Annotated in this window: 6 protein-coding genes; 4 read left to right on the top strand and 2 right to left on the bottom strand. The window is 65.5% G+C overall.

Translation table 11 applies throughout. The features are described 5' to 3' along the window. Positions 1-181 precede the first annotated feature (181 nt). Positions 182-1120, bottom strand: a complete 939-nt coding sequence (locus EN780_RS26490; RefSeq protein ID WP_127310860.1) for an NAD(P)-dependent oxidoreductase — start codon at positions 1118-1120, stop codon at positions 182-184. A 118-nt stretch (positions 1121-1238) separates the two neighbouring features. Here EN780_RS26490 and EN780_RS26485 point away from each other — a divergent pair, with 118 nt between their 5' ends. Further along, positions 1239-2135 (top strand): NAD(P)-dependent oxidoreductase, encoded by an 897-nt coding sequence (locus EN780_RS26485; RefSeq protein WP_128275764.1) that lies wholly within the window; start codon positions 1239-1241, stop codon positions 2133-2135. A gap of 102 nt (positions 2136-2237) precedes the next feature. Further along, complete coding sequence (locus EN780_RS26480; protein WP_126059023.1) at positions 2238-3014, top strand: FadR/GntR family transcriptional regulator; 777 nt, start codon at positions 2238-2240, stop codon at positions 3012-3014. Between the two features lie 20 nt (positions 3015-3034). Here the strand turns inward: EN780_RS26480 and EN780_RS26475 are convergent, their stop codons facing one another. Then, entirely contained in the window at positions 3035-3322 is a 288-nt protein-coding gene (locus EN780_RS26475) for a DUF3175 domain-containing protein (protein WP_127285462.1), read from the bottom strand. A 170-nt stretch (positions 3323-3492) separates the two neighbouring features. Here EN780_RS26475 and EN780_RS26470 point away from each other — a divergent pair, with 170 nt between their 5' ends. Continuing rightward, on the top strand, positions 3493-4725 hold the full coding sequence (locus EN780_RS26470) for an MFS transporter (protein WP_245500148.1): 1233 nt from the start codon (positions 3493-3495) through the stop codon (positions 4723-4725). Between the two features lie 149 nt (positions 4726-4874). Continuing rightward, positions 4875-5585, top strand: a 711-nt coding sequence (locus EN780_RS26465; RefSeq protein WP_133372726.1) for a LacI family DNA-binding transcriptional regulator, incomplete at its 3' end; no start/stop codon positions are given.

Genomic DNA, 5585 nt, shown 5'->3' with positions numbered 1-5585 from the left:
CAGGAACGCCGTGCACAGGCTGCTCGCCAACACCGACGAGGTCATCCAGCGGTCGCGGCGGTGACGCGACGTCCGTCTTCCATGGCCCGAAGCCGTTCAGCTGCAGAATCAGCGTCCCGCTCTAAGCATTTGTTTTACCGCGGCCGGACGGACGACCGGTACCGCTTTTCCTGGGTCGCGCTCAGATCTTTTGCTTCACGCCATCCTTCGACGGCATCAGGTCGACGCCGTTGACCTTGCCGATATGGGTCGCCAGCATCGGCACGAACTGCTCGGCCGGGCCGGCGGCATAGGCGCCGGCGAAGGAGTTTTTGGTGGCGTTGCCGAGGGGATTGGCGATGCCGGCGGCGCCCGCCATGGACTCCAGATAGGTGAGGTCCTTGAAAGCGTTGGCGATGGAGAATTTATGCGCGTCGCGGTCGCCCTCCAGCGTCCAGCGCATGAAGGTCTGATAGAAGGGGCAGTCCATGCGGCCGTTGCGGATGACGCTGTCGAAGCGCGACGGCGAGATGCCGACCTTCTCGGCCAGCGCCAGTGCCTCGGAATAGATCGCGGCGTAGCCCAGCGAGATGAAATTGTTGAGCAATTTCATGCGGTGGCCGTCGCCGGTGTCGCCGATATGGACGATACGGCCGGCCCAGGTCTCGATCACCGGCTTCACCCTGTTGAAAACCGGGTCGGGCGCGCCGACCATGGCATCCAGCGTGCCTTCCCAGGCCTCCTTCGGCGTGCGGCTGAGCGGCGCGTCGACATAGTCGACGCCAAGCGCCTTGAGTTCGGCCGCCAGCGCCACCGTCGAGACCGGGTCGGAGGTCGAGCAATCGACGACCACGGCGCCTTGCTTCAGGCCTTCCTTCAGGCCGCCGGGGCCGCGAATGATGGCTTCGACCTCGCGCGAGCCGGTGACGCAGATGAAGACGATGTCGGATGATGTCGCCACCTCGCGTGACGTCGCCGCTTCGGTGGCGCCGCGGCCAGCCAGGTCCTCCGCCGGTTTGCGGTTCTTGCGACCGAGAAAGGTCAACGGATAGCCCTTGTCGACGATGTTCTTGGCGATGCCGTGCCCCATGAGGCCCAGGCCGATGAAGCCGATTTTTTCGCGCGCAGCGGTGGTGGTCATGTCGTTCCGTCCTGTCTGGGGATTATCGATAATTTCGCCGTTGTTCTTGCCGCATATGGTTGCGGAATGCAATATTGTCTGACAATACACGGCAGTATCGAGCGATGTGGAGAGCGAAATGACGAAGCGGATCATGTTCACCGGCGGCAGCGGCAAGGCAGGGCGGCACGTCGTGCAGTATCTGGTCGATCATGGCTGCCAGGTGCTCAACATCGACACCAAGCCGCTCGACAATCCGAAAGTGCGCACGTTGATCACCGACATCACCGACAGCGGCCAGGTGTTCAATGCGCTGTCGAGCTATATGGGCCTGCACGAGTTCGATCCGTCGCTGCGTCCGCAGCCGGTCGACGCCGTTGTGCATTTCGCCGCCATCCCGCGCATCATGATCACGCCCGACAACGAGGTGTTCCGTATCAACGCGATGGGCACCTACAATGTCATCGAGGCGGCGGTGAAACTCGGCATCCGCAAGGTGGTGGTTGCGTCCAGCGAGACGACCTACGGCCTGGTCTTCGCCAACGAGCCGCGCGATCCCAAATATTTCCCGCTCGACGAGGAGTACGACGTCGATCCAATGGACAGCTACGCGCTGTCCAAGATCGTCAACGAAAAGACGGCGCGCGCCTTCGCGCAGCGCAACGGCACCGACATCTACGCCTTGCGCATCGGCAACGTCATCGAGCCGCATGAGTATTCGCTGTTCCCGAAATGGTTCGCCGATCCGGGCTTCCGCAAGCGGATCGCCTGGAGCTATGTCGACGCCCGCGACCTTGGCCAGATCACGCTCCGCGCCATCGAGAAGGACGGGCTCGGCTATCAGGTGTTCAACGCCGCCAACGACGACACCTCGTCCGACCTGCCGACAGCGGAACTCCTGAAGCGGTTCTATCCGAACGTGCCGGTCAAGGGGGAGCTCGGCGAATACGAGACGCTGCTCTCCAACCGCAAGGCGCGCGACCTGCTCGGCTTCCGTCCGGAGCACAGCTGGCGCAAATACGTCAAAACGGCCTGATGGGGCGCAAAGCCGTGGCTGATCTGTGCACAGCCGCCGGCTTTGCGCTCCATCAGCCTTGCCGTGCTTGACAGGGTCCGAAATCCGGACTTTCTGGGGCAGATGCGGAACGGGAAGCCGAACAAGGAAAAATCACCGGAGCAGGCGGCGTCCGCCGAGCGCCAGGCCGCCATTCGCCGAGCCGATGCGCCGCGCATTCCGGGATCGAGCGTGCATGCTTCGCTGGCCAGCGAGATCGGCCTTCGGATTGTGCGCGGCGACTATCCGCCGGGCACCATCCTGCCCAACGAGGCCAAATGGTCGGAGACCTTCGACGTCAGCCGTTCGGCCGTGCGCGAGGCGATCAAGATGCTGATGGCCAAGAGCCTTTTGGCATCGCGCCCGAAGATCGGCAGCTGGGTGGAGCCGAAAGAGCGCTGGAACCTGCTCGACCGCGACGTGCTTGCCTGGTACGCGACCTCGCCCGACCGCGAGGTCTTCCTGAAGACGGTGCAGGAATTCCGCCATATCATCGAGCCGGAGGCGACGGCTTTCGCCGCGATGCGGCGTACCGAAGAACAGATGGCCGAGATCAGCCAGGCCTGCCGCGAGATGGGCGAGGCGCCGACGCTGCAGGAGCGGACGCGCGCCGACACGCGCTTCCACCTCGCCATTCTCAGGGCATCGGGCAACGACTTGCTGGTGCCGCTCGGCGTGCTGATCGAATCCGCGTTCGACCATCTGTTCAGCTACACGACGCGAGAGGTCGACGACCTGCAGCATGCGCAGAAGCTGCATGAGGCGATCGAGAAGAACATCCGGCTGCAGCGGCCGGACGCGGCGCGCGCCGCGGTGCGCAAGCTGCTCGCCAACACCGACGACGTCATCAAATCGAGATAGACGACGCGACCCGAGCGAAATCAATCGTCTTGCTCGCGGCCGAAAGCGGCGCGCAGCTCGTCCTTGGCCTTCTCCAGCACTCGCTTGCGTTCCGCCGGCAGGTTGCTGCCGGCACGGTTGATGTAGAAGTTCAGCATCGACATGGCGGACTGGAACGGCTCGGCCTTGCGCCGGTCGCTGTGCTCGGCCGATCGCTTGAGCGAGGCGGCGATCTTCCTGGCATCGTCGGATTCGAAGACATGCTCCTCGAGATCCATCGCGTTGCTGTGCCCGGTCACTTCGGCCGACCATTTTCGTTTCGCGGTCATGGCAGCACTCCTTTCATAACGGAAACTCAACGCGGAGATGTCTGTTCCCGCCGGACCCTTGCTTCTGGAGCGACGGATTTGCCTGTCGTGGCGCTGCTCGATGCCCGCCGATGCGCCGAATAGTGGAGCCGAACCGCTCGATCCAAAGAACACCGCGGACAGGAAACGCCTTGGCCACCACCTTCTCCAGCAGCGCCCAGAGCCCAGGCATCGACAGCGCCTATGCCTGGATCCGGCTCGCCATCTCGGTGGTTCTGGCGACGATCGGCGGTGTCGGCATGTGGGCGGTGGTCGTGGTGCTGCCGGCGGTGCAGGCGGAGTTCGGCGTCGATCGCGCCGCGGCCTCGATGCCTTATACCGCGACCATGGTCGGCTTTGCCGCCGGCAATGTGCTGGTCGGCCGCGCCATCGACCGGGTGGGCTACTGGATCCCGGCGCTGGTTTCCGCGACGGCGCTCGGCGCCGGTTTCCTGCTCGCCTCGCTCACCAGTTCGATCCTTGGCTTCACCCTGGTCCAGGGGCTTCTGATCGGCGTCGGCACGGCGGCGATCTTCGGTCCGCTGATCGCCGACATCTCGCATTGGTTCAACCGGCGCCGCGGCGTCGCGGTGACGGTGGCGGCATCGGGCAATTACCTCGCCGGGGCGGTCTGGCCCTTCGTCATGCCGACGATCATGAGGGCGGAAGGCTGGCGCTTCACCTATGCGGCGATCGGCGTCGTCTGCCTGCTCACAATGGTGCCGCTGGTGCTGATGCTGCGGCGCGGCGCTCCGCATGAAGCGATGGCCGGCACTTCCGGCGGCCGTCCGGTGCGGCCGATCTCGCTTTCGCCGTCGGCGCTGCAGCTTCTGCTGGTCGTCGCCGGCTTCGGCTGCTGCATGGCGATGTCGATGCCGCAGGTGCACATCGTCGCCTACTGCATGGACCTCGGTTACGGCATGGCGCATGGCGCCGACATGCTGTCGATCATGCTGGCGGCGGGCGTCGCCAGCCGCATCGGCTCGGGCTTCCTTGCCGATCGCATCGGCGCGGTGAGGACGCTGCTGATCGGCTCGGTGCTGCAATGCCTGTCGCTGCTGTTCTACATCCCCTTCGACGGGCTTGCCTCGCTCTATGTCGTGTCGCTGGTCTTCGGCCTGTCGCAAGGCGGCATCGTGCCCTGCTATGCGATCATCATACGCGACTACATGCCGGCAAGGGAGGCCGGCCAGCGCGTCGGCATCGTCATGATGGCGACCATCTTCGGCATGGCGGTCGGCGGCTGGATGTCGGGCTGGATCTATGACCTCACCGGCTCCTATGCCGCCGCCTTCCTCAACGGCATCGCCTGGAACCTGGTGAATCTGGCGGCCATCCTCCTGCTGATGTGGAAGGCGCGGCGCAGCGCCATGGCGATGGCCTGACGGCGGGCCGCGAGGTCCCGCCTGCTTGACAAGGGCGGCATGCTGCGCGACGCCAGAATGGCGCGGCGAGGGATTGGCATGGCGATACCGACAAAGACCATCGTTTCGCGGCCCAGCCTGGATGATGGCGGGGCATCGAGGGCAGGGCGGTGATCAAGCCGCGCTCGCGCCGCGGCGGCGGCCGCCCGACCATCGCCGACGTGGCGCGCAAGGCCGGCGTCGGCGCGATCACCGTATCGCGGGCGCTGCGCGAACCGGGGCGGGTTTCGGAAGAGCTGCGCCGCCAAATCCAGGCCGCCGTCGACGAGCTCGGCTACGTTCCCGATCCGAACGCAAGGGCGCTGGCCTCGGCCCGCGCCGAGGTGTTCGGCGTACTGGTGCCGTCGCTCACCAACAACGTCTTCGCCGAGGTCGTGCGCGGCATCTATGACAGCCTGTCGGACAGTCCCTTCCGGATCCAGCTCGGCAACACCCATTATTCCGGCCTCGAAGAGGAGCGCCTCCTGCAGGTGTTCGCGCCGCAACGTCCGGCGGCTTTGATCGTGGCCGGCATTGACCAGACGCCAACCTCGCGCCGCCTGCTGGAGACGGCCGGCTGCCCGGTGGTTCAGGTCATGGAGACCGGTCCCGATCCGGTCGACATGCTGGTCGGGTTTTCGCATTTCGACGGCGGCCGGGCGGCGACCGAGCACCTGATCGAGGCGGGCTACCGGCGGGTCGGCTTCATCGGCGCCCGCATGGACCCGCGCTCGCAGCGGCGCCTGGCCGGCTATCGCGCCGCCATGGAAGCGGCGGGCCTGTTCGACCCGCGGCTGGTGACCACCACGCCACTGCTGTCCAGCGTGACGCTCGGTCGAGAG

Source organism: Mesorhizobium sp. M4B.F.Ca.ET.089.01.1.1 (assembly GCF_004022605.1).
In the GTDB taxonomy this organism is placed as follows: domain Bacteria; phylum Pseudomonadota; class Alphaproteobacteria; order Rhizobiales; family Rhizobiaceae; genus Mesorhizobium; species Mesorhizobium abyssinicae.
This window is presented reverse-complemented; position numbering and strand designations above follow the sequence as displayed.

Coding starts and splice junctions, on each gene's coding strand:
- EN780_RS26490 (WP_127310860.1), bottom strand. CDS start 1,120: ATGACCACCACCGCTGCGCGCGAAAAAATCGGCTTCATCGGCCTGGGC.
- EN780_RS26485 (WP_128275764.1), top strand. CDS start 1,239: ATGACGAAGCGGATCATGTTCACCGGCGGCAGCGGCAAGGCAGGGCGG.
- EN780_RS26480 (WP_126059023.1), top strand. CDS start 2,238: ATGCGGAACGGGAAGCCGAACAAGGAAAAATCACCGGAGCAGGCGGCG.
- EN780_RS26475 (WP_127285462.1), bottom strand. CDS start 3,322: ATGACCGCGAAACGAAAATGGTCGGCCGAAGTGACCGGGCACAGCAAC.